This window comes from Brevundimonas subvibrioides, from assembly GCF_027271155.1.
Lineage (GTDB): Bacteria > Pseudomonadota > Alphaproteobacteria > Caulobacterales > Caulobacteraceae > Brevundimonas > Brevundimonas subvibrioides_D.
The window spans coordinates 387,299-409,844 of record NZ_CP114542.1; the positions used below are offsets into that span (position 1 = coordinate 387,299).

General features: G+C 67.4%; 23 protein-coding genes. 8 read left to right on the forward strand and 15 right to left on the reverse strand.

From position 1 onward, the window contains the following. Positions 1-5: 5 nt before the first annotated feature. The 6 genes from O3139_RS01985 to O3139_RS02010 form a co-directional block, all read right to left on the reverse strand. Entirely contained in the window at positions 6-431 is a 426-nt protein-coding gene (locus tag O3139_RS01985; protein ID WP_269515227.1) for a PIN domain-containing protein, read from the reverse strand. Next, the gene (locus tag O3139_RS01990) at positions 415-678 is read right to left on the reverse strand and encodes a DUF6364 family protein (RefSeq protein WP_269515228.1); all 264 of its coding nucleotides are present in this window, start codon (positions 676-678) and stop codon (positions 415-417) included. The genes O3139_RS01985 and O3139_RS01990 overlap by 17 nt, the downstream gene beginning before the upstream one ends. A gap of 55 nt (positions 679-733) precedes the next feature. Beyond that, on the reverse strand, positions 734-1,306 hold the full coding sequence (locus tag O3139_RS01995) for a hypothetical protein (protein WP_269515229.1): 573 nt from the start codon (positions 1,304-1,306) through the stop codon (positions 734-736). 83 nt (positions 1,307-1,389) lie between these two features. Beyond that, positions 1,390-2,580 (reverse strand): ADP-forming succinate--CoA ligase subunit beta, encoded by a 1,191-nt coding sequence (sucC, locus tag O3139_RS02000; protein ID WP_269515230.1) that lies wholly within the window; start codon positions 2,578-2,580, stop codon positions 1,390-1,392. A 225-nt stretch (positions 2,581-2,805) separates the two neighbouring features. Continuing rightward, positions 2,806-4,314: a spinster family MFS transporter gene (locus tag O3139_RS02005; RefSeq protein ID WP_269515231.1), complete on the reverse strand. Its 1,509-nt coding sequence runs from the start codon at positions 4,312-4,314 to the stop codon at positions 2,806-2,808. Positions 4,315-4,436: 122 nt separating this feature from the next. Further along, complete coding sequence (locus tag O3139_RS02010) at positions 4,437-6,644, reverse strand: TonB-dependent receptor (RefSeq protein ID WP_269515232.1); 2,208 nt, start codon at positions 6,642-6,644, stop codon at positions 4,437-4,439. 181 nt (positions 6,645-6,825) lie between these two features. On the opposite strand from O3139_RS02010, the gene O3139_RS02015 reads away from it, so the two are divergent. After that, positions 6,826-7,539: a TetR/AcrR family transcriptional regulator gene (locus O3139_RS02015; protein WP_269515233.1), complete on the forward strand. Its 714-nt coding sequence runs from the start codon at positions 6,826-6,828 to the stop codon at positions 7,537-7,539. 23 nt (positions 7,540-7,562) lie between these two features. Here the strand turns inward: O3139_RS02015 and O3139_RS02020 are convergent, their stop codons facing one another. Both O3139_RS02020 and O3139_RS02025 read right to left on the reverse strand, forming a co-directional pair. Beyond that, the gene (locus O3139_RS02020) at positions 7,563-8,093 is read right to left on the reverse strand and encodes a DUF2306 domain-containing protein (protein ID WP_269515235.1); all 531 of its coding nucleotides are present in this window, start codon (positions 8,091-8,093) and stop codon (positions 7,563-7,565) included. A gap of 100 nt (positions 8,094-8,193) precedes the next feature. Further along, positions 8,194-8,619 (reverse strand): DUF2141 domain-containing protein, encoded by a 426-nt coding sequence (locus O3139_RS02025; protein ID WP_269515236.1) that lies wholly within the window; start codon positions 8,617-8,619, stop codon positions 8,194-8,196. Positions 8,620-8,689: 70 nt separating this feature from the next. Here O3139_RS02025 and O3139_RS02030 point away from each other — a divergent pair, with 70 nt between their 5' ends. Then, a complete protein-coding gene (locus O3139_RS02030; RefSeq protein ID WP_269515237.1) occupies positions 8,690-9,472 on the forward strand; it encodes a LytTR family DNA-binding domain-containing protein in 783 nt (260 codons plus the stop codon). 45 nt (positions 9,473-9,517) lie between these two features. Here O3139_RS02030 and O3139_RS02035 read toward each other — a convergent pair whose 3' ends face one another. After that, positions 9,518-10,984, reverse strand: coding sequence for a carotenoid oxygenase family protein (locus O3139_RS02035; RefSeq protein WP_269515239.1), 1,467 nt, complete (start codon positions 10,982-10,984; stop codon positions 9,518-9,520). Between the two features lie 136 nt (positions 10,985-11,120). Further along, positions 11,121-11,546: a DUF2141 domain-containing protein gene (locus O3139_RS02040; protein ID WP_269515240.1), complete on the reverse strand. Its 426-nt coding sequence runs from the start codon at positions 11,544-11,546 to the stop codon at positions 11,121-11,123. A gap of 241 nt (positions 11,547-11,787) precedes the next feature. On the opposite strand from O3139_RS02040, the gene O3139_RS02045 reads away from it, so the two are divergent. Next, positions 11,788-12,024 (forward strand): hypothetical protein, encoded by a 237-nt coding sequence (locus O3139_RS02045; protein ID WP_269515241.1) that lies wholly within the window; start codon positions 11,788-11,790, stop codon positions 12,022-12,024. A 72-nt stretch (positions 12,025-12,096) separates the two neighbouring features. Then, positions 12,097-13,416: an FAD/NAD(P)-binding protein gene (locus O3139_RS02050; protein ID WP_269515242.1), complete on the forward strand. Its 1,320-nt coding sequence runs from the start codon at positions 12,097-12,099 to the stop codon at positions 13,414-13,416. 36 nt (positions 13,417-13,452) lie between these two features. Here the strand turns inward: O3139_RS02050 and O3139_RS02055 are convergent, their stop codons facing one another. From O3139_RS02055 to glmM, 3 genes are all read right to left on the reverse strand, one after another. Next, on the reverse strand, positions 13,453-14,268 hold the full coding sequence (locus O3139_RS02055) for a LytTR family DNA-binding domain-containing protein (RefSeq protein ID WP_269515243.1): 816 nt from the start codon (positions 14,266-14,268) through the stop codon (positions 13,453-13,455). 47 nt (positions 14,269-14,315) lie between these two features. Next, complete coding sequence (locus O3139_RS02060; protein ID WP_269515244.1) at positions 14,316-14,990, reverse strand: hypothetical protein; 675 nt, start codon at positions 14,988-14,990, stop codon at positions 14,316-14,318. Positions 14,991-15,073: 83 nt separating this feature from the next. Next, a complete protein-coding gene (gene glmM, locus O3139_RS02065; protein WP_269515245.1) occupies positions 15,074-16,423 on the reverse strand; it encodes a phosphoglucosamine mutase in 1,350 nt (449 codons plus the stop codon). Positions 16,424-16,542: 119 nt separating this feature from the next. On the opposite strand from glmM, the gene glmS reads away from it, so the two are divergent. The 4 genes from glmS (at position 16,543) to O3139_RS02085 (ending at position 21,573) form a co-directional block, all read left to right on the forward strand. Continuing rightward, positions 16,543-18,372, forward strand: a complete 1,830-nt coding sequence (gene glmS / locus O3139_RS02070; protein WP_269515247.1) for a glutamine--fructose-6-phosphate transaminase (isomerizing) — start codon at positions 16,543-16,545, stop codon at positions 18,370-18,372. 68 nt (positions 18,373-18,440) lie between these two features. Beyond that, positions 18,441-19,337, forward strand: coding sequence for a UTP--glucose-1-phosphate uridylyltransferase (locus O3139_RS02075; RefSeq protein WP_269515248.1), 897 nt, complete (start codon positions 18,441-18,443; stop codon positions 19,335-19,337). Between the two features lie 83 nt (positions 19,338-19,420). Continuing rightward, positions 19,421-20,677, forward strand: coding sequence for an NAD-dependent epimerase/dehydratase family protein (locus O3139_RS02080; RefSeq protein WP_269515249.1), 1,257 nt, complete (start codon positions 19,421-19,423; stop codon positions 20,675-20,677). Positions 20,678-20,685: 8 nt separating this feature from the next. After that, positions 20,686-21,573: an SDR family oxidoreductase gene (locus O3139_RS02085; protein ID WP_269515250.1), complete on the forward strand. Its 888-nt coding sequence runs from the start codon at positions 20,686-20,688 to the stop codon at positions 21,571-21,573. Here the strand turns inward: O3139_RS02085 and O3139_RS02090 are convergent. Continuing rightward, positions 21,570-21,734, reverse strand: a complete 165-nt coding sequence (locus tag O3139_RS02090; RefSeq protein WP_269515251.1) for a hypothetical protein — start codon at positions 21,732-21,734, stop codon at positions 21,570-21,572. The two genes, O3139_RS02085 and O3139_RS02090, sit on opposite strands and share 4 nt — an antisense overlap. A 91-nt stretch (positions 21,735-21,825) precedes the next feature. Further along, complete coding sequence (locus O3139_RS02095; protein WP_269515252.1) at positions 21,826-22,458, reverse strand: DUF1134 domain-containing protein; 633 nt, start codon at positions 22,456-22,458, stop codon at positions 21,826-21,828. Positions 22,459-22,546 lie beyond the last annotated feature (88 nt).

Below are 22,546 nucleotides of genomic sequence, written 5' to 3' on the forward strand. Positions count from 1 at the left end.
TGTGTTCAGGCGGGGAGGAAGGGATTTTCGACACGGACCGACCCATAGGTCTGACCGTGGTTGAGGTCTTCGGAATAGAGGATTTTCGCCCCCAGTCGTTCGGCAGCGGCGATGATGGCCCCGTCCCAGTAGGACAGCTGATAGCGGCGGGCGTGATCGATGCCCGCCACGACGACTTCAGCCGTGACCGGCTGGCAGGGCTTTAATGCGATGGCACGAACCCATTCGCGCGCCTTTTCGGACGATAGCGGCGGCGTGCCCTTGCGCGTGGCATTGTTGTAGAACTCCGCCAGCACCTGGCCGGAAGTGCAATAGTCCTCGGTCAGAACGATTTCTCGCGCACGCTCCCACCTGTGACCCGCATGATCGCGACCGAGGGCGGCGTAAAGCAGGATGTTGGTGTCGAGAAAGACCTCAGAACTCGCGATCAAACCGAGGTTCCCCGCTGTAGGTCTCTTCCCGGGTCGGGGGACGCCAGCCTTCGCCTCCACGACCTTCGGATTCGTCGATCAGCTTCAACAGCGCCTCACGCGCCTCGTCCTTCGACGCCTCCTGCTGCACCATGCTGGTCAGAAAGCCGCGCACCATCTCGTTGACGCTGGTCCGCTTCATGGCCGCCAGCACCCGCACCTTGTCGAGCAGGTCGTCGTCGATGGCGAGAGTCAGATTGCGGGTCACGCCGTCAAGTTACACGGGTTATGTGGAGCACACAATCCGTGCCGCTCAGGCAGGCTTAGCCTTGCCGGGGCATCGACGGCTGGGCGGGACGTGAAGGCGTCCCGGCCACAGGGAAAGACAACTCGATGTTGAGGCCGGAGCCGTCGGGATCGGAATTCAGATTGACCGCGTCAACCCCGCCCCTCGCGACTCCCCAGAAATCGTTGCGCCACGCCGTGACCAACCGGTTGGTGATGCTGGGCTGGACTAAATCCGCAGGGCCGAGTGCCTCGCCGCCGATGGACCAGAGCTCAAGGCTGTCACGAGTCGCTTCGACGTCACCCCGGACATGCACCGAGCACAAGGTGGTGAGGTCGTAGGCTGCCAAATACACCTGCCCTATGGCAGACTGATAACCGACCGCCCCCCGGGGGAGCACGGTGCCGCTGCGCAGGGCCTCAACCTCGGCCGCAGAGAGCGGCACCCACCGGTTTTCGACGGCGATCCGGGCCAGCTGGTCTGCGTTGCCACCGCTACTCAAACAGGCAATGTTCGCGAATTCCACCGCGGGACTGGTCGGCACCTGGGCGAACACAGGCGGGCTGACAAGGAAAACCGCAAGCACCCCAGCAACGACACGACGACGCATCCGCACCCTCCGATGGCAGGCAGCCTTTGGCCATCAATCTACCAGAGAAGCGTCACATCACCAAGGTTGTGACGCCAGGTCGCTCAGCCGACCGCCGCGACGATCTTCTGCGCTGCGTCGTCGAGGTCGTCCGCCGCCTGGATCGTCAGGCCCGACTCGTTCAGGATCTTCTTGCCCAGCTCGGCATTGGTGCCTTCCAGACGCACGACCAGCGGCACCTTCAGGCCCACTTCCTTGACCGCCGCGACCACGCCCTCGGCGATCACGTCGCACTTCATGATGCCGCCGAAGATGTTGACCAGGATGCCCTGGACGTTCGGATCGGCGGTGATGATCTTGAAGGCCGCCGCCACCTTGTCCTTGCCGGCACCGCCGCCGACGTCGCAGAAGTTGGCGGGCTCCTTGCCGTACAGCTTGATGATGTCCATCGTCGCCATGGCCAGGCCCGCGCCGTTGACCATGCAGCCGATGTTGCCGTCCAGCGAGACATAGGCGAGGTCCCATTTGGAGGCCTCGATCTCCTTGGCGTCTTCCTCGGTCTCGTCGCGCAGTTCCTTCATGTCGTCATGGCGGAACAGGGCGTTGCCGTCGAAACTGACCTTGGCGTCCAGCACGCGCAGGTGGCCGTCCTTCATCACGATCAGGGGGTTCACCTCCAGCATGTCCATGTCCTTCTCGGTGAAGGCCCTGTACAGGATGGGGAACAGGCTCTTGCCGTCCTCGGCCGCCGCGCCGGAGAGGCCATAGGCGGCGTTGATGGCGGCGACGTCGGCCTCGGTCACGCCGGTTTCGGGGTCGATGACGATGGTCTGGATCTTCTCGGGCGTGTCGTGGGCGACGGCCTCGATGTCCATGCCGCCCTCGGTGGAGACGACATAGGCGATGCGGCCGTGGGCGCGGTCGACCAGCAGCGAGCAGTACAGCTCGCGCGCGATGTCGGCACCGTCCTCGATATACAGCCGGTTGACCTGCTTGCCCGCTTCACCGGTCTGGGCGGTGACCAGGGTGTTGCCGAGCATCTCTTTCGCGTTCCTGACCACGTCCTCGATCGAGAAGGCGAGGCGCACGCCGCCCTTGGCGTCGGGGCCCAGTTCCTTGAACCGGCCCTTGCCGCGCCCGCCGGCGTGGATCTGGGACTTCACGACATACAGCGGTCCGGGCAGCTGACGGGCGGCGGCCTCGGCCTGGTCGGCGGAGGTGATGGCCACGCCCTCGGCGACCGGCGCACCAAAGCCCTTCAGGACCTGCTTGGCCTGATATTCGTGGATGTTCATGGGAAGACCGCCGCGATCGCTGGGAGAAGTTGGTCGCGCTTATAGGCGTGGCCCCTTCGCAGGTGCAACCATGCGCCGCGTTTGCCCACGACCGTCAGCCCGGACAGTACGACATCATGACGTTGCCGTGGCGCAAATCACCGATTGCGCCGCGATGGCTCGCCGAAAGACCGGTCGAAATCGGCGGGACCGGGCCGGCTGTGACGCTGGCGGCCCGCGCGGGACTCAATCCACCCAGTCGCGCTTCAGCGTCCGCGACGCGCCGATCAGCAGGAAGGCCGCCAGCAGATAGAAGCCCATGCCCGTATAGATGGCCCAGCGCAGGCTCTCGTCTCCGAAACGGGGCGCCAGAAGATCGCTCATCCAGCCGAAATAGAAGAAGCCGACGGCGATCCCGAGCAGATTGTTGAACAGGAGAAAGATGGCCGAGGCGGTCGACCGCATCGGAGCCGGGGCGATATGCTGGATCGACGCCGTAATGGGTCCCAGCCACGCCAGATTCAGCCCTGTCGGAACCAGGAAGATCAGGAAGGCCAGGATCAGCTGCTGGGCGTTCGACCCACCGCCCGGCAGGAACAGGCCGATCAGCCAGGGCGAGTTCATCGCCAGGATGAAGCAGGGTGCCGATATCAGGAACGCGATCGCCGGCGTCAGGGGATAGGCCCCCTTGCCACGCTTGCCCAGCTTGTCTGCGATCATTCCCCCGCCCCAGATGCCGAGGATGCCGCCGATCAGGGCGATCCCCGCATAGTACCAGCTGGTCTGGGTCAGGGTGAGGCCGAAGCTGCGCATGAAGAACAGCGGCAGCCAGCCGGCCACGCCGTAGCCGCACACGGAGGACGAGGCCGCGCCCAGGGCCAGCAGCCAGAAACTGGGCTTGCGCAGCACCACCGACGCGGTCGCGCGCGCGATCCAGAACGAGATGCCGATGACCCCGGCCAGGAGGCCTCCGAAGGCCAGAATGAGGGGGTTGCCGATGGCGACGCCGCCGAACCGGTCGAGGGCCGCCAGTGCGAGGCAGCCCGCGCCGAGCCCGAGCAGGATCAGCGAAGCGGTCTTGCCCACACCCTCCGACGCGATGACCGCAGGCGCGGCCAGCTCGGCCTCGGTGGGCGCTGCACGCGCCGCATCGGTGCCTCCGCGAACGGGGTCCTTGATCGTCAGGCGCAGGATCGGTGCGATCAGCAGACCCAGCAGGCCGACGACGATGAACGCCGTGCGCCAGCCGTAGCTCGCGGCCAGAAGTCCGCCGACCAGTGTTCCCGCCGCCGTGCCCAGGGGAATACCGAAGGCAAATCCGGCCAGGGCCCGGGCCCGCTGATGGGGTGGGAAATAATCTGCGACCAGGGAATAGGCTGGTGCCACGCCGCCCGCCTCGCCCACGCCGACGCCCATCCGGAACAGGAACAGCTGTCCGAAAGACCCCGCCACGCCACACAGGGCGGTAAATCCGGACCAGACTGCCAGGGCACCGGTCATGATCCATACCCGGCTGGTCCTGTCAGCGAGCGCGGCGAGCGGAATGGCCAGGGTCGAATACACGGACGCGAAGGCGATGCCGCCCAGAAGGCCGAATTGGCTGTCCGACAGGCCGAACTCCGCTTTCAGCGGCGCAGCGAGGATGCCGATGATCTGCCGATCCAGGAAGTTCAGCATGTAAACAAGGACAAGGATGGCCAGCACATAGTAGCGGTAGCCGGCCTTCGCCGGGACGGCAGCGGTTGCGTCGGTCATGGGTTTCCTCGTGGACTCGTCGTTCCTTGATCCGGACCGTAGTCGTCCGGATCAGGGCTGCAAAGAAAAAGGGCGGCGGCCCGTCAGAACCGCCGCCCCATCTCACCTCAGCCGATCAGGCTCTAGTACCGGACCGTGATCTGTGCCGAATAGGTCCGCGGCGGGCCGTAGAAGGCCGTGATCGAGTTGTTGAAGGTGGCTCCGGCGAAGTTGTAGCCGCCGACCTTGTACTGCTCGTCCGTCAGGTTCTTGCCGTATACGCCGACCTGATAGTGGCCGCTGGGCGCGGTCCAGATCGCCGCCACATCCACCAGCGTATAGGCGTCCTGGTCCAGGATGGGATCGGGCGCATCGAACAGATGGTAGTCCGAACGGTAGGACAGCGACGGCGTGACACTGAGCTCGCCTCCCGCCAGCTGGCCCGACCAGGTCACGCCCCAGAAGGCCGACCATTCGGGCGAGTTCTGGGGCTCGCGGGTGTTCGAGATGTCGACCGGCGTGCCCGTGACGAGGGTGATGAACTCGTCGAACTCGTTCTTCAGATAGCCGATCGAAACGTTCGAGGTGATGTTGTCGGTCAGAATGGCCCGACCTTCGAACTCGAAGCCATAGATGGTCGAGGCACCGGCGTTGTCGACCACCGAGGCGACGCCGACGGCGGGCAGGGTCGCGACCTGCTGGGTCGTGATCTGCTGGTCCTGGAAGTCGGAGTAGAAGGCCGCCGAGGAGAAGGACAGGCGACGGTCGAAGGCGCTGCCCTTCAGGCCGATTTCATAGGTGGTGACGGTTTCGGGATCGTAGCCATTGACGGTCTGGGGAACCAGGGCCGCGTCGCCCCGCATGTCCCAGCCACCGGACTTGAAGCCCTGGCCCACCGACGCATAGCCGGTCACGGCCTCGGAGAAGTCGTAGGACAGGCTGGCGCGAGGCGTGAACTTCTCGAACGTTTCTTCCGCCACATAGTTGGTTCGCGTGGCGAAGATGGCGCGCGGTGTGCCTCCGGTCAGGGGCGAGCGGGCGGCCCCCAGATAGAAGAAGCGCTGAACGCCCGCATCCTTGTCGTCGCGCGTGTAGCGCCCGCCGATCGAGGCGTGCAGACGGTCGGAGATGTCGTAGCTGAAATCCGCGAAGGCCGAGAAGGACTTGGTGTTCACATAACCCGAGGCGGCGATCACCAGGCCGAGGTTGCCCGCGATCGTGTCGAACGTGCCCGAGGACTCCCCGTCCAGGTAGTACAGCCCGGCGACGCCGGACCAGTTGTCGCCCTGGAACAGGGCCTGCAGTTCCTGGGTGAACTGGTTGTCGGCATAGATGGCCGGAACGTCCAGGAACGGCTGGGGCGTTCCATCGAAGTCGATGACGGTGGCGGTATCGCCGCTGCGCCAGGCGCTGATCGACTTCAGGGTCAGCATGTCGTTGACGACATATTCGGCCGTCAGCGAGGTGCCTTCGGTCTCGACCGACTGGTCGCCGCGGATGCCGGCGTTGGTGTCGTAGATGCTGGCCGGGGGCGTGAAGCCTCCCGTTGTGGAGTTGACCTCGCGGTGGCCGTGACGCGGGTTGGAATCGTCGACCACCCGGTCATAGGCCAGGCGCACGAACAGCTGGTCGCTGGGCGTCCATTCCGCGCTGGCGCGGAAGGCGGTGACGTCCTTGTCGTACTGGTCCTCGCCGGTGAACAGGTTGGTTCCGTAGCCGTCGCGATCGTATTTGGCGAAGGCGAAACCGGCCGCCAGGGTCTCGCCCAGCGGGCTCGAGGCCTGGATCAGGGCGTCGCGCTGGTTGTAGCTGCCGACCGTCCCGCGCGCCATCAGGGTGGGCTCGTCGCCAAGGCGCCGTGTCACATATTTGATCGCCCCGCCGATGGTGTTCCGGCCATAGAGGGTGCCCTGGGGTCCGCGGAGGACCTCGATCCGGTCGATGTCGAAGATGTCGAGCACGGCACCCTGCGGCCGCGCGACATAGACGTCGTCGACATACAGGCCGACGCCGGGCTCGAAGCCCCAGAGCGGATCCTGCTGGCCGACGCCACGGATGAAGCTGATCAGGGTGGAGTTCGAGCCGCGTGCGATCTGCACCGTGGCATTGGGCGTCTGCTGCTGCAGCGCCGTGATGTCGGTCGCCCCCGTGCGCTCCAGCTGCTCGGACGTCAGTGCAGTGACCGCGACCGGCACGTCCTTGAGCTGTTCGTCACGACGTCGCGCGGTGACGACGATGTCGTCCAGCGTCGCCTGTTCATCCTGCGGCGCGGCGTCCTGCGCCATGGCCATCGACGACGCGGCGCTCCAAGCCGCCCCGGCCAGCAGCACGCTCTTCATGAGTCTGTTCATGTGAAACCCCATCCTGTTGTTCGTTTCCAGCCGTCCGACGCCTTTATTCAGCGTTCGATGATTTTCGTGAACGTGACGACCTTTCCCCCCGGTGTCAAACGGCGGCGCCTGGCCAGGAGAAAGTCGGAGGGCGGCTGTGGCGCCGTTGCACCGGGGCCGCGTGCGTGGCTAGCTTGCGTCGATGACCAAGCTGGACCTTCCTGACCCGTCGCCCGCCGCGCCAGCCCGGCGAGGACGACCGCCCAAGATCAGGGCCCAGGCGGAGGGCGGCGATACACGCGAAGCCATTCTGGACGCGGCCGAGGACCTGTTTTCCAAGCACGGTTTCTACGGTGTCACCATCCGGGAGGTCGCGCGCGAAGCGGGGGTGGATACCGCCCTCGTCCACTACTATTTCGGGGCGAAACGCGGCCTGTTCGACGCGGTCTTTCTGCGCAGGGCGGAGGTCTGGAACGACGAGCGCGTGGCGGCGATCAACCGCTACGCCCTCGCGAACGCCGGGTCGATGACGCTGGAAGGTCTGCTGCGGGCCTTCCTCGACCCGCCGTTTCAGTGGTCGCTGAAGGGTGGGCCGGGCTGGAAACACTATGCGGCCCTGGTGGCCCAGACCAATGCCAATCCGACCTTCGGCGGCGAGACGATGGCGCGGTATTTCGATCCCGCGATCCGCCGGTTGATCGAGCTGATCCGCACCCTGCTGCCCGAGGCACGCGAGGTCGATCTCTACTGGGCCTGGCACAATCTGTCGGGGGCCCTGACCCTGACCCTGGGCGAGACGGGGCGGCTGGACCGTCTGTCGGACGGACTGTGCCGCTCCGGCGATCTGGACACCGCCTGCGACTATATGGTGCGGTTCGGGGCGGCAGGCTTCCGGGCGGTTTGCCAGAAGGTCTAGAGCGCTGTCGGCCGGTGCTGTTTTCAGCCCAGGAAGACCCGCCACATCAGCCGGCCCGGGAAGAAGGTGAACATGCCCGCGATCAGCAGGGCCCCGACGAACAGCCCGGTCATCCGACTGCGATGCGCGGCGATATTGTGGGACCGCGCGGCCTGGAGCGCCATCGGCAGGATGATGAGGGTCCAGCCGGTCAACAGATGGATCCACGAAAATCCGCCGTGATTGATGTCGCGGATGAAGATCGAACTGATCGCCACGGTCGCCATGGCGATGGCCCAGGTCCAGCCCAGCGTCCGGTGCAGGGTGTTGCCTTTGACGCCCGCCAGCAGAACGACCCCGATCACCAGGGCCGCCGTCGCCGCCGCAATATGAACCTGCAGCACCGGGGCCTGATCGGCCAGCAGGGCCCAGTCGGGCGCATGAAGCCGCACCGGCAGGCCCCAGCCCGGCGCGAGCACGAACAGGAACCCGCCCAGCACGGCCGCAGCGATCAGGGGCGGGACGACCGTCAGGCTTCTGCGAAGCGGGCCCTGGGTCGGGATCAGGTGGGTCATGGCGAGGTCCTTGCGGGTTCGAGCCACCGTTCAGCATCACCGCCGAACGGGCCAGCGCCGCTTCGCGGCCGACCACGCCGCCTTCGCCAACGGACGCGCCCTATCGCAGGGTGAAGGCCGTCCGCGCACCCCGGGCTGGTACGTCGATCGCGGCGGCGTCGAACGGCGGTGGGCCAAATCTGCCCCGCGCGTCGTTGGAGAAACCATAGGCCTCCCTCGGCACCCCGATGGGCCACAGGGTCAGGTCGCCGTTGCCGTCCGTGTCGTGAAAGGCCGCCACCGCATAGCGGCCCGGCGCCAGCCCCGGAATGACGACCGGGGTCACGGCCCCCGTCCGCGGCACGGTCCGAGTCGCGACCGGTCCCTCGCCCCGTCGGAATGAGGCAGCGTCGCGATAGACGGCCACGGCGATCGAGCCGCCCGAGCCGCGCGAGGCGATCTCCAGCGTCAGGTCGGACGCCAGGGCCAGAGTCGCCAGGGCAGGGGTCGCCAGGGCCGTGACGATCCCCGCGATTGCCAACTTCATCGAAACGCCTTTTGGTGATCTGCGAACGCCCCGACCCCAGATGCCATTCGCCGGAGCCGCCCGTCCAGTCATGACCGCCACCTTGCCACAGCCTGCGGCCCGTCCCGGCCGTTCGCCGACCGTGACCCTGGCGCGGGGTCTGGGCCTGGCGGCGGCCGCGGGCGTCGTTCTGGCCCTGACCGGTGCTTTCGGCACGGTGGAGGCGCCGTTGTGGCTGCGGCTCGTCTACTGGGTGCCTGTGATGCTGGCGGGTGCGAGCTGGGGGCATGTCTGTTCGCGGCTGATCGAGCGCTGGATCGACATGGACGAGCGGCCGTGGCTGACCGTCGTGGGTCTGACCGCGCTGATCAGCGGGCCGGTCACCCTGATGGTCTGGTCGGCGACGGGCCTGATCTTCGAGCAGCGTCTTTATGCGCTGGCCGCCTTGCCGCTGTCGTTCGGACCTGTCGTTACGATCACGGCGGTGATGAGCGCCCTCAACGTCTTCCTCGGCAGGGCCCAGCCGGTCCAGACCCATGCGGCCCCGACCGGCACCGCGCCTGCCCGCTTCCCCGACCGGCTGCCGATCAAGCTGCGCGGAGCCGCAATCCGTGCAGTCCAGGCCGAGGACCACTATCTGCGGATCCACACCGACCGGGGTTCCGACCTGATCCTGATGCGGCTGTCGGATGCGCTGGAGGAGCTGGAGGGGCTGGAGGGGGCCCAGACCCACCGCAGCTGGTGGGTCGCCCGGGACGCCGTGCGCGACATCTCCAGGGGCGACGGCCGCGCAACCCTGACGCTGGAAGGCGGCCTGATCGCACCGGTCAGCCGTCGCTATGCAAGGGCCCTGAGGGAAGCGGGCTGGTACTGACCTTGCGGGTGATCCCTGCGCCGCGGTGGCGCGCGGCCTGGCCCGTCACCCCCGCCACGCCCCGTGAAAGCCGGCCGGAAGGGCCACGTCGGCCCGCCAGGTCGCGACCGGGCCATCCTCGACGCGGGCGACATCGAACACATGCAGCTCGGTCACGCCTTCCGCCAGATTGATCGAGGGCGCGACCAGCCAGGCATCGCGCTCGGCCGTGGTGCCGGGTTTGGGCACGAAGACGGCCTCTTCCATGATCTGGGTGTCGTCAAAGTTGAAGCCGTGGCTTCGGCCGGTCCTCCAGTCCTGGATCGCCAATCCGTTCGGCAGGGGTCGGCCTCCGCGTTCGCCCGCCACATGGACGGTCAGGTCCCGGGCCAGACCGGCCCGGCGCGGATCGCCCCTGGGGAACTCCGCCGCCTGCCCGGATGACGCCATCCCGGCCCGGCCGTCAGCATGCAGGGTCACCAGTTTCAGGATGCTGGGCTGGCCGGGAACCGTGCCGCGCCCGGCGACCAGGACCCGCGCGCCCTCGACCGCGAAGGTATTGTCGACATTGGCCGCGACGTCGAAGCGGATCGTCCCGTCCGCCTCTTCCCAGCCGTCGCCCAGGTGGAAGAACGAAAAGGTCTCCAGTTCGAACAGACGGGTCCGGCTCAGGTCCGCCTTGTCGACGACCAGGACCTGGGTGCCGAGCTCGGGCTTCCAGGCGAACTGGGTCAGGAACGGCATGCCCCGGTGGTCGAACACCCAGGGCTGCAGCACGAAGATCAGCGACCGCTCCGTCGCGGTGAAGTCGTGCAGATAGCTGGCCCGCGGCAGGGTCACGACCTGGGCGTCGATCAGGCTGCCGTCGCGGTTCAGGTGCCAGACGATGGCCTGTTCGCCATGGGTGCCGACGTTCCAGATGGTGCCGTCGGGGGCGAAACGGGGGTGGGCCTGGAAGGGCATGCTCTTCAGGTCGGGCCGCAGGGTGACGAAGTTTTCGGTGGCCAGGGTCGAGGCATCCATCGCCAGGGGCGCGCCTCCCTCCCACAGAGCCCAGACCTTGTCGCCCGTGACCATCACGGCAGTGTTGGCGGCGTTGGCGTCGTCGTTGGAGCCGACGCGGGCGCGCGCATCGCCGGGGGTGCCGAAGCCCGGGGTGACGACCGCATCCAGTTCGGTCTCCGTCCGGCGCTTGGGCGTATCGGCGAATCGGGCCGCCAGGGTCACGCCACCGTGGCTGAGGGTGAACGACCGCATCAGGCCGTCGCCGTCGAACCAGTGGGTGGCCGACCCGCCGGGCCTGCGGAACTTGCCCGGACCGTTGCGGAACAGGGTCCCCTCCAGCCCCGCCGGTGCCCGGCCGTGGACCAGCCGCATGGCGCGGGGCGTGACGTCGGCCTCCAGATCAGCCGTGGCCAGGGCCCAGGGCGCGGCGACGTCCCGGGCGATTGCGGCACGGACCATTTCGGGCGTGGCGACAGCGGCTGACAGGGCGGCAGCACCCATCAGGACGTGGCGGCGGGAGGGGGTCATGGCGGGTCTCATGTGAATGCGTTGGAACAATCCGGGCTCAGGCAGCGAGCCACCGCGTGGCGAGCGGTAGCCCGCAAACAAGGTCTTGGCTCAGGCAGCGAGCCACCGCGTGGCGAGCGGTAGCCCGCAAACCTTCTCAGCGAATGCTGATCGTCTGGGCGGTCTCGCCCGCCACGGCGAAGTGCGCGCGGTCCCAGCTGGCGGGGCCCATGTTGCCGACGGCGTTGTTGGAGAAGGCGAAGGGTTCGGTGGGCATGCCAAAGGGATTGGTGTCCATCCGGCCGTTGCCGTTCACATCGTGGAAGGCCTTCACCCCATAGTCGCCGTCGGCCAAACCCTCGAAGGTCACCGAGCGCTCGCCGCCGGCCACGTCGATGCGGGCGGCGCGGACGGGCTGGCCGCCGCCATAGGTCGCCTCGTCGTAGAGGGCAACCATCACTGCGCCGGTGTCTGACCCGGTTTCGAAGGTCAGGCTGACCGACGCGTCCGTGCCGGGTTCGACGGCGAAGGCAGGGGCTGCGGACAGGGTCAGGACGGCGATCAGGGTAGCGGTGCGGACCATGGTGCGTGCTTTCGTGTACTGGAAGGTCCGACCACCGGGCCTTCGATACCCGGACCGTCGGCGACCCGATCGCCTGTGGCTATCGGGTTTGCACCGTTGGCCGCCGCGCCTTCGCCAGTGGCCGCGCGTGGTCGTCCGCGATGCGCGAATGGACAGGTTCGGGGGGGGCGTCGCCAACGAACACTTTCCGCATCGGGATCCGGGGCGCATGATCGAGCGATCATGCCAGGAGATTGATCCCATGACCCGGTCTGCGCAGAAAATTGGTCTCGCCCTCTCCCTGACCCTGGCGGCCTCGGCCTGTGCCAGTGCGGACGGACACCCCAACCGGTACGATAGCGATCTCGCCCGGCTGGAGGCTGACTGCAGGGCGCGCGGCGGCATCCTGACACCGAGCGAGTTCGGCGGTCAGACCGGCCGTCCGCAGACGGACTACGTCTGCAAGATCATTGACGCCGGCACACGGCTGCGGAACTGAACGTCGGACCGGCCTCCTGTTTGACCGCGTTGCCGCACCGGTTCAGAACCCGCCTGTCCAGCGGGAGGATGCGTGACCAAACCCATCGACAGCGTGGCCATTGTCGGTGGGGGCTTTTCCGGTGCCATGCTGGCGGCCCGGCTTGCCGAGCGTGGAACGGCCTCGACCCTGATCAACCGCACAGCCGATTTCGGACTGGGCGTCGCCTATTCGACCCCCTTCGACGGCCACCTGTTGAACGTGCGGTCGGGACGGATGAGCGCCATCGCCGACCGACCGGACGATTTCGTCGTCTGGCTGAAGGCGACCCACCCCGCGCTGGCCGATCCGGACGGATTCGCGCCGCGCCGGATTTACGGCCTCTATGTTCAGGCGCGACTGGCGGCGGTCGAGGCCGCCCATCCTGACCTGATCCGACGCCTCGTCGGTCAGGTGATTGCGGTGGAGACGGCCGGCGTGCGCCTGGGGGACGGATCTCTCATCCCGGCTCGTGCCGTGGTGCTGGCGACGGGCAATCCCGCGCCCCGCACGGCCGGGTCCGGCTCTTCCCGGCGCATCCTCTCTGACCCATGGGCCCCGGCCGCGCTGGAGCGGATCGACGTCGACGACGATGTCATCATCGTCGGAACAGGTCTGACGATGGTCGACATGCTGCTGATGCTGGAAGGGCGCGGCTGGCACGGCCGGGCCATGGCGCTGTCCCGACGCGGCCTGATGCCCCGGGCGCACGGGGAGCGTCCCGACCCGCCGCTCCAGCCGACACGGACCCTGCTGACCGCGCCCCTGTCGGAACGCCTGAAGGCCGCCCGCGCCCTCGCTCGCGATCACGGCTGGCGCGAACTGATGGAGGGTCTGCGTCCCATCACCGCCGATCTGTGGGTTCTGGCCGACGTCGCGACCCGCCGACGCATCGTTCGACACCTGCGTCCCTTCTGGGACGTGCATCGCCATCGGCTGGCGACCGTGATCGGCCAGGCTATGGAGCGGATGCGGTCCGAAGGCCGGCTTTCGCTCTTCACCGGCCGGGTTCACGCGATCACCGCAGACGATCAGGGCGTCCGGCTGGAGTGGCGCCACCGGCGCGGCGAGGCTGCCCCGCTCAGCGCATCCTGGCTGATTGACTGCACCGGCCCCGGTCACGCCGCCGACGCTGATCCCTTGACGGCCCCGCTGATCGCCAGCGGACGGGCGCGACTGGATCCGTTACGGCTGGGCCTCGACCTCGATCCGCTCGGCCGTGTGCTTGATCGTGAAGGCCAGCCTGATCCTTCCCTGTTCGTGCTCGGCCCGCCCGCGCGCGCCGCCTTCTGGGAGACGATCGCTGTGCCGGATATCCGAAAGCGGATCGATCAGGTGACGGGCGCGCTGATATCCCAGAGTCTGATCGGCTGAAGCGGACACGCTTCGCCATTACGCCAATGCCGTGACTCAGCCTCCGATCATGCCCGGGCGCCCAAGGCGCTTCAGAATCTGCTCGCGGTAGGACCGGCTGACAATGACGTCCGCGCCGCTGATCATCGTCAGCCGCCAGGCGCCGTCCGCCAGCGGAAGGACCTCTCTGGCCCTTGCCAGATTGACGATGGTCGACCGGTGACAGCGGGCGAAGACGTTGGGATCCAGCCGCTCCTCGAGCGCGCTCAGGGTTTCACGGATCAAGCCTTCCCGATCCGACCAGTGCACAACCACATAGTTGGCCGCAGAGGCGAAGCGCTCGACGTCGTTTGGGTCGAGCGTGAAGCGCCGCCGCCCAACGGCAACGAGCAACCGCACCGGCTCTGGCCCCGTGCCTGCTTTCGACGCGACCTTCGCGGCCGCGAGCGCGGACCGAAGATGTTCGATCTCTCGGCGCGCCCTGAATGAGCGGTCACGATGCGTGGCCGCCAGACCGACAAGCGTGACGGCGGTCGACAGAAGCAGGGCGACCGGCGCATGAGCGATCGCGCGGGCGCCCCAGTCATCGAAGGCCAGTGACCGGTCTGCAAACTGCAAGCCGACCGCTGATGACCAGAGGGAGCCGCTGGCTGCCGCCAGCAGGGTCGACACGGACAAGGCCAGAAGGCCCCTCGGCCCGGGCCCGAGGGTGCGCAGGATGAACCAGACGAGCAAACCGGTCGGCAGCCAGACGAAAAAGGATGCGCCGCTCCAGAGCAGCGACCGGATCAGGCCCACCGGATCGTCGGATGGCGGGTCCTGGCGAATGAACCACGCCGCCGACACGATCGTCGCGAAATAGGCGTAGATCACAAACCCCAACGTCCAGACCCGCGTCGGAACAGATGCAAGCCTGTTCGTCAGGCCCTGGAAGCAGGAGCCCGATGCTTGACGACGAGGGTGATGATCCATGCGATCGCCAGGGGTTGAAATACGAGGGTCGGCCAGAGCTGACTCCATGGCGGCGCAAGGGCAGTCAGAAAATTCCCGGAGAAGGCGCTCAGCACCGCGCCGTAGGCGCTGAGCATCTTGGCCAGATGCTCATACAGCCACAGGTTCGTCGAGAATGGCCAGTCTGTCGGGCGCAGGAAGCGCCAGAGATCCCAACCGCCATAGGCCAGAGCGGCGTAAACCAGAGCCCACGAGACGGCCGGTGGTCCATCCGCATGTCCCCTCAGGAGCCGGACGAGGACCGAGAGTCCAATCAGAAGCACACCGGCGGTGACGAGCCAGTCCAGCCATCCGGCGCGATCTTCCGGGCGAAGGTCCGGGCGCTTGCGGCCGAGAACCCGCAGGCCCGAGAACAGGGTGATCGTCGCGGTGGCTGAAAGGGCGGCGAAGTAGGTCCGAAAGTGCAGGGCGGTCATGACCCATGCGCAGGCAAGCAGCGCCGCCATGAAAAAAGCAAAGAGCTTGCCGCCCAGACGATGAAGGCGACTACCCTTTCGGGTCAGCAGCGGAAGCAATCCCACCGCCACAGCGACCAGTCCGGTCCCGATATGAATGAACAGAGTTGTCTTGAAGAGCTCGGTCATGAACCGGTTGATCCCCGATTTCGGCTCGGGGCGTCACGCACAAGGGGACGAAGTCCAGCCTCGCGTGACGAGTTGCAGCCAGGCTATCCCGCCGCCTTCACCGCCGCTGCCACGTCGGCGACCACGCGCCGGACCAAGGCCCCGTCGTCGCCCTCGGCCATCACGCGAATCAGTTTTTCGGTGCCCGACGGCCGGACCAGCAGCCGTCCGACCCCGGTCAGGGCCGCCTCGCCCTCGGCGATCGCCGCCTTCACGCCTGCGGTCTCGAGTGGCTTGCCCCCCGTGAAACGCACATTCTGAAGCAGCTGGGGCACCGGCTCGAACTGGCGGGCCAGTTCGCTCATCGGCTTGCCGCTCTCGACCAGCACGGCCAGGACCTGCAGCGCCGCCATCAGCCCGTCACCGGTCGTGGCATGGTCGTGCAGGATCAGATGGCCGGACTGCTCGCCGCCCAGGTTGAACCCGCCCGCCCGCATCCGTTCCATCACATAGCGGTCGCCCACGCTGGTGCGTTCCAGTGTCAGGCCATCGGCCTTCAGCGCGCGCTCCAGACCCAGGTTGGACATGACGGTCGCCACAACGCCGCCGCCTTTCAGAACGCCGCGCCGCGCCCAGTCGCGGCCGATCAGGGCCATGATCTGGTCCCCGTCCACCACCTTGCCGTTCTCGTCGCAGATGATCAGCCGGTCGGCGTCACCGTCCAGCGCGATGCCGATGTCGGCGCGGTACTGTTTGACCGCCGCCGCCAGGGTCTCGGGGTGGGTCGAGCCGCACTCCGCATTGATGTTGGTCCCGTTGGGCGACACGCCGACGGCGCAGACCTCGGCCCCGAGTTCGAACAGGGTCGTGGGCGCGACACGGTATCCGGCCCCATTGGCGCAATCGACGGCGATGCGCAGGCCCGACAGCGACAGGTGGCGGGGAAAGGCGGCCTTGGCGATCTCGATATAGCGCGGCGGGGCGTCGTCGATCCGCTTGACCCGACCCAGTCGACTGGACGGTGCCAGGCCTTCGTCCAGACCGGCATCCATCATCGCCTCGATCTTCAGCTCGATCTCGTCCGACAGCTTGTAGCCGTCCGGGCCGAACAGCTTGATTCCGTTGTCGGCGTAATCGTTGTGCGAGGCAGAGATCATGACGCCCAGATCGGCCCGCATCGACCGGGTCATCATGGCCACGCCCGGCGTCGGTATGGGGCCGAAGGTCCGTACATCCATCCCGACCGAGGCGAATCCGGCGACCAGGGCGGGCTCGATCATATAGCCGGACAGACGCGTGTCCTTGCCGATCACGACCAGATGCCGACGGTCGTCGCCCGACATGAACAGCTTGCCCGCCGCCAGGCCGACGCGCAGCGCGATCTCGGCCGTCATCGGGCTGGTGTTGGCGCGCCCGCGAATGCCGTCGGTGCCGAAATATTTGCGCTCGCCCATCGTCAGCTCCCGGCCGAAATCATCCGAAACGCCTTTTTAGGTGATGACGTCCCAAGCCCGTCCTAGAGCAGGATATCGACGCCGTCATCCTTGGGCGGGGCGGACCACGGAGACCCCCTATGTGCGGCATCATCGGCGTAACCGGCACAGGCCCGGCCGTTCCCCGTCTGATCGACAGCCTGAAGCGGCTGGAATACCGCGGCTACGACTCGGCCGGGATCGCGGCCATGGTCGACGGGCGGATCGAACGCCGCCGCGCCAGGGGCAAGATCCGTGAGCTGGAAGCGGTTCTGGCCGCCGAACCGCTGAACGCCACCATCGGCATCGGCCACACCCGCTGGGCCACCCACGGCGCGCCGACCACGCCCAATGCCCACCCGCACAAGGCTGGCCGCGTCGCCCTGGTCCATAACGGCATCATCGAGAATTTCGCCGAACTGAAGGCCGAGCTGACCGCGGGGGGCCGCGTCTTCGAGAGCCAGACCGACACCGAGGTCGTCGCCCACCTGCTGGATCACGAACTGGAGACCGGCAAGTCGCCGCTGGACGCCTTCAAGGCCACGCTGGACCGGCTGACGGGTGCCTATGCCCTGGCCGTTCTGATTGAGGGCGAGGACGCGCTGATCCTGGGCGCGCGCAAGGGCAGTCCCCTGGTGGTCGGCTGGGGCGAGGGCGAGATGTATCTGGGCTCCGACGCCCTGGCGGTCGGGCCGTTCACCCAGAAGATCAGCTATCTGGAAGAGGGCGATTTCGTCGCCGTGACGCGCGCGGGCGCGACCATGTTCGACGCATCCGGAACGCCCGTGGACCGGCCGGTGGTTCAGGTCTCCGCCTCCTCGGCCATGGTCGAGAAGGGCGCCTATCGCCACTTCATGGAAAAGGAGATCCATGAACAGCCCGACAGCGTCCAGCACACCCTGTCCCACTATCTCGACCTGGTGACCGGCAAGGCCAGGGTTCAGACGCTGGAGGCCGGGGCGATCGACTTCGCCCGGATCGACCGGATCCAGATCGTCGCCTGCGGCACCGCCTTCTATGCCGGGCAGATCGGTCGCTATGCCTTCGAGAAGATCGCGGGCCTGCCCTGCGACGTCGAGATCGCGTCGGAGTTTCGCTATCGTTCGCCAGCCATCACGCCGGGGACGCTCGCCGTCGCGGTCAGCCAGTCGGGCGAGACCGCAGACACCCTGGCCTCCCTGACCTGGTGCAAGGCGCAGGGGCTCAAGACCGCCGCCGTGGTCAATGTCCATTCCTCGTCCATGGCCCGCGAGGCCGATGTTCTCTGGCCGACCCATGCGGGTCCGGAGATCGGCGTCGCCTCGACCAAGGCCTTCACTGCCCAGGTCTCGGCCCTGCTGGCGCTTGCGGTGGCCGCCGGCGTCGCCCGCGGCAGGGTCGACGGACAATCCGAAGGCGAGCTGGTCAAGGCCCTGTTCGAGGCCCCCCGGCTGATTGCCGAGGCGCTGCAGATGGATGCCGACATCCGCGCCGTCGCCCACGACCTGTCCAGGGCGACCGACGTCCTGTTCCTCGGCCGGGGGGCGATGTTCCCCCTGGCCATGGAAGGCGCGCTGAAGCTGAAGGAGATCAGCTACATCCACGCGGAGGGCTATGCCGCCGGGGAGCTGAAGCACGGCCCGATCGCCCTGATCGACGAGGAAACCCCCACCATCGCCCTGGCCCCGCTGGACGATGTGTTCGAAAAGACCGCATCGAACCTGCAGGAGGTCGCCGCGCGCGGGGGTCCGGTCATCATGATCGCGCCGCGCACCGCGCCCGATCCGCACGGCGCCGGCATTCGTCGCATCCATGCGCCCGACTGCCACCCGCTGATCGCGCCGCTGGTCTATGCCGTGCCGGTGCAGCTGCTGGCCTACTACACCGCTGTCCACAAGGGCACCGACGTCGACCAGCCCCGCAACCTGGCCAAGTCGGTGACGGTGGAATGACCCCAAACGGGGAGGAGACGAACGCGCGCGACATGCGTTAGGCTGCCCTGTGCCGTCAGGGGAGTCCCATGAGTTCATCGTCGTCCCGCGTCCGCAAGGCCGTCCTGCCCGTCGCCGGTCTGGGCACCCGCGTCCTGCCCGCCGCCAAGACGACGCCCAAGAACATGCTGAATGTGTTCGACCGGCCGATCCTGTCGCACATCGTCGAGGAAGCGCGCGCCTCCGGCATCGAGCACATCATCTTCGTCGTCGGGCGCGGCCAGGGTTCGATCGAGGACTATTTCGACCATGCCTACGAGATGGAGGCGATCCTGAAGGCCAAGGGCAAGGCCGACATCCTGGCCCAGGTGGTCGCCGACCTGCCGAAGCCCGGAGAGATGAGCTTCGTGCGCCAGATGGCCCCCCTCGGTCTCGGCCACGCCGTCTTCTGTGCCCGGGACCTGATCGGCGACGAGCCGTTCGCGGTCATGCTGCCCGACATGCTGATGATGGCCGACACGCCCGCCCTCAAACAGGCCATCGACGCCCATGAGACGACCGGCGGCAATGTCGTCGTCGTCGAGCAGGCCCCCGAAGGCGAGACCCACAAATACGGCATCGTGGCGCTGGACGGTCAGCAGGGCCGCCTGAATCGCATGACCGGCATGGTCGAGAAGCCGCCGCTCGGCACCGAGCCGTCGAACCTGTTCATCTCGGGTCGCTACGTCCTGACGCCCGACATCTTCCCGCTGCTGGCCGACCAGCAGACAGGGGCTGGCGGCGAAATCCAGCTGACCGACGCCATGGCGCGGCTGATGAAGGTCAGGGATTTCCACGCCCTGGAGTATGAGGGCGCGACCTATGATTGCGGCGATCCCGTCGGACTGCTGCGGGCGAACGTCGCCTATGGCCTGAAGCATGGCTCGCTCGGCGAGGCCGCGCGGGCAGCGGTGGCGTCGCTGCTGCAGGGTTCCGCCTCCCCGTAAAGGGCCGGGAGAGACAGTCGCGCTTTGCCAGCCCCTGCGCATCGGCTACGCATAGCCCAACGAACACAAGGGGAAGCGGGCGGATGAAGGTTCTGGTTCTGGGCGGGGATGGATTCTGCGGCTGGCCGACGGCGCTGCATCTGTCGGCGCGGGGCTGGGACGTGGTCATCGTCGACAACCTGAGCCGCCGCGACATCGACGTGGAACTGGGGGTCCAGTCCCTGACCCCGATCGGCACGATCCAGGACCGGATCACCGCGTGGAAAGAGGTTTCCGGCCGCGAGATCGGGTTCGCGAACCTGACCGTCGGCAAGGATTTCGACGGCCTTGTGTCCCTGATTCGTGCCGAGAAGCCCGACAGCGTCGTCCATTTCGCCGAGCAGCGCGCCGCCCCCTATTCGATGAAGTCGGCGCGTCACAAGCTCTACACCGTCGACAACAATATCAACGCCACCAACCACCTGCTGGCCGCTATCGTCGAGAGCGGGCTGGACGTGCATCTGGCGCATCTCGGGACCATGGGGGTCTATGGCTATACGACCGCCGGCCTGCGCATTCCCGAGGGCTATCTGACCGTCACCGTCCAGACGGATTTCGGCCCGACCGAGCAGGAGATCCTGTTCCCGCCCAATCCGGGCAGCATCTATCACATGACCAAGACCCAGGACGCCCTGCTGTTCCAGTTCTACGCTAGGAACGACGCCCTGCGGATCACCGACCTTCATCAGGGCATCGTCTGGGGGGCGCAGACCGAAGAGACCCGGCTGGACGAGCGGCTGATCAACCGGTTCGACTATGACGGCGACTACGGCACCGTCCTGAACCGGTTCCTGATGCAGGGGGCGCTCGGCTATCCGCTGACGGTCCACGGCACGGGGGGCCAGACGCGGGCCTTCATCCACATTCAGGACACGGTGCGCTGCGTCGAGCTGGCGCTGAACAACCCGCCGAAGTCGGGCGAACGGGTCAAGATTCTGAACCAGATGACCGAGAGCCGCCGCGTGCGCGACCTGGCCGTCCTGGTCGCCGACATGACCGGGGCCGAGATCCACAACGTCGCCAATCCCCGTCAGGAGGCCGACGAGAACGAGCTGGTGGTGGCCAACGACCAGTTCCGCGACCTGGGCCTGAAGCCCATCACCCTGGCCGAGGGGCTGATGGCGGATGTGACCGACATCGCCCGCCGCTATGCCGACCGGGCCGACCGTTCGAAGATTCCCTGCGTCTCCGCCTGGAACGGCGCACGGGCCGAAGCGATCAGGGCAGTGCCCGCCGATCCCGGCGCGGCAGCGAAGGCCGCGTTCCGGCCTGACCCCATCCGGACCCGGGTCGTCGGCTGACCCGGTCCATGACGACGCCGTCCCTGCTCATCTTCGGTGCGGGCTATCTCGGCGTCGCTGCCGCGCGCGAGGCCGGGCGGCGCGGGATGACGGCCCTTGCCACCTCGCGCGATGCCGACCGCCGCGCCGCGCTGGAAACGGGGGGCCTGCAGGCGGTCGATCCGCAGGACGGGGCGGCGATGCAGGCGGCCGTGGCGCAGGCGTCTGCCATCCTCATCACCGCGCCGCCGGATGGGCGCGGCTGTCCCGGCCTGCGGGCCCTGTCGCCCGCCCTCGGTGCCAGCGGGGCCTATCCGGACTGGATCGGCTATGTCTCGTCCACCGCCGTCTATGGCGACCGCGCGGGCGGCTGGGTGTTCGAGGACGACGCCCTGAATGCCGCCAGTCTGGAGGGTGCCCGCCGCGTCCGGGCCGAGGCCGACTGGCTGGACGCGGGGCGGGGCATGGGGCTGACGGTGCAGATCTTCCGCCTGCCGGGCATCTATGGGCCGGGACGTTCAGTGGTGGACCGGCTGCGCGACGGCTCTGCCCGGATCGTCAGAAAGCCCGGCCAGATCTTCAACCGGATCCATGTCGACGACGCCGTGGCGGGAATGTTCGCCTCCATCGCCCGCCCGCGCCCGGGGGCCGCCTACAATCTGTGTGACGACGAACCCTCGCCCGCCGACGAGGTCATGAGCTGGGCCGCCGAGCGCATGGGCCTGCCCGGTCCGCTCGAGGTCGACTGGACCGATCCCTCGGTGTCGGACGCGATGCGGCGGTTTTACCTCGACAGCAAACGCATCTCGAACGCCCGGGCCAAGGCGGAACTGGGCTGGCGACCGCTGTATCCGACGTGGCGCGAGGGGCTGGAGGCTCAGCTCGCACCCACCGCGCCCCAGACCTTGGTGCGCTAGGAGAGGCGACCGTACTTTTCGATCTGCGCGTCTACATGGTCGTAAAGGTCCGGATGCATCTTGTAGATGGACTCGGTAACTCGACCGATCTCCGCCACAGCCATTCCCATTTGCGACTTTAGCGTGCTGGCTTCGTCTTCAGGCGCGTGGGCTTCGACCATTGTCGCGACCTCCCCGAGTTCCCGGGAAGCCCGAAAACAGGCATTGAGGACGAGAACCGCAAATCCCTTATCCATAGACCCTCATCCTGGCCTAGAACGGCAGCAGGTTCCGCTGCCGCGAATAGGCCATGGTCCCCACATTCGCACCCAGCCGCAGGCCGACGCCGGTGCGGACCGGAGCCAGGACGATGCCGTCGGCGCGCTGGTAGTTCACACCCACGCCGCCCACCAGATAGGCCGAGCCCTCGACCCCCGGATAGCGGCGGTAGATCGCGTCGGGTGCATAGAGGCCATAGACCAGGGTGAAGACCCGGGAGGCATTGCCGCCGATGTCCCAGCCGATCGAGATGCCCTGCCAGAACACCTCCTGGGAAGCGGACAGGTCCTTCATGTGCAGGGCGCCCCGGCCATAACGCAGGCCGACGCCGGCGGCCCCGGCCCCTTCCTCGCCCGCGATATAGGCGGTCGGGCGGTCGCCCTGATCGGCGAAGATCTTCTCGATGGCGGCCCCCATGGCCTCGGCCGCGATGCCCAGTTCGCGCGAGCCGGCCGCGACCAGTTCGTCGGCGGTATAGGCCGGAGCATTGGCGTCAGAGGCGATGGGGTACTGGGGCTCGGCCGGGGTATTGGCCTGGGGCGCGGTGGCGCAGGCGCCCAGTCCAAGGGGGAGCGCGGTCATGGCCGTCGCGGCGAAACCGGTCTGGATCAATTGGCGGCGGTGCATGGTGGTGTCCCCGAAAGCTGTTCGCCCGCGACGCGGGCGAGGCCCGCAGGGTCGCTGGGTTTTGCGGCAGACTTGCGGCCTCAAGGTT